The 994-nt window shown below is 61.5% G+C and carries 1 protein-coding gene; it reads left to right on the top strand.

Translation table 11 applies throughout. The features are described from left to right. Positions 1 to 103 precede the first annotated feature (103 nt). A partial coding sequence (groEL, locus tag MAXJ12_RS18860; protein WP_008837557.1) for a chaperonin GroEL occupies positions 104 to 994 on the top strand: 891 nt, incomplete at its 3' end.

The following is a 994-nucleotide window of genomic DNA, read 5'->3' as shown; positions in this document are numbered from 1 at the left end:
GATCATGAAGGAATCCGACATTATGGGCATCATCGGCTGAACCGCCGAAACCCAATTCGCCTTTTCAACAGACCTTACGGGCACTGAGCCCAGGAGCTAAAAAATGGCTGCTAAAGACGTAAAATTCTCCCGTGACGCCCGCGAGCGCATGCTGCGCGGCGTCAACATCCTCGCCGATGCGGTGAAGGTGACACTCGGCCCCAAGGGCCGCAACGTCGTCATCGACAAGTCGTTCGGCGCACCGCGCATCACCAAGGACGGCGTCACCGTCGCCAAGGAAATCGAGCTTGAGGACAAGTTCGAGAACATGGGTGCGCAGATGGTCCGCGAAGTCGCTTCGAAGACCAACGACATTGCCGGCGACGGCACCACGACCGCGACCGTTCTGGCCCAGTCGATCGTGCAGGAAGGCCACAAGGCCGTTGCCGCCGGCATGAACCCGATGGATTTGAAGCGTGGCATCGACCTGGCCGTGACCGAGGTCGTCGCGTTCCTCAACAAGAACACCAAGAAGATCAAGACTTCCGAGGAAGTCGCGCAGGTCGGCACGATCTCCGCCAACGGCGAGGCCGAGATCGGCGAAATGATCGCCAAGGCGATGCAGAAGGTCGGCAACGAAGGCGTCATCACCGTCGAGGAAGCCAAGACCGCCGAGACCGAACTCGAAGTCGTCGAGGGCATGCAGTTCGATCGCGGCTACCTCTCGCCCTACTTCGTGACCAACCCGGACAAGATGGTCGCCGATCTCGAGGACGCCTACATCCTCCTGCACGAGAAGAAGCTCTCGAACCTGCAGGCCATGCTGCCGATCCTCGAGGCTGTGGTCCAGACCTCCAAGCCGCTCCTCATCATCTCCGAGGACGTCGAGGGTGAGGCTCTCGCGACGCTGGTCGTCAACAAGCTGCGCGGCGGCCTCAAGATCGCCGCAGTCAAGGCTCCGGGCTTCGGCGACCGCCGCAAGGCCATGCTCGAGGACATCGCGATCCTCACCGGC

Source organism: Mesorhizobium alhagi CCNWXJ12-2, assembly GCF_000236565.1.
Classification (GTDB): domain Bacteria; phylum Pseudomonadota; class Alphaproteobacteria; order Rhizobiales; family Rhizobiaceae; genus Allomesorhizobium; species Allomesorhizobium alhagi.
Note: the sequence above shows the minus strand (reverse complement) of the source record. Positions and strands in the feature narration are given on the sequence as shown.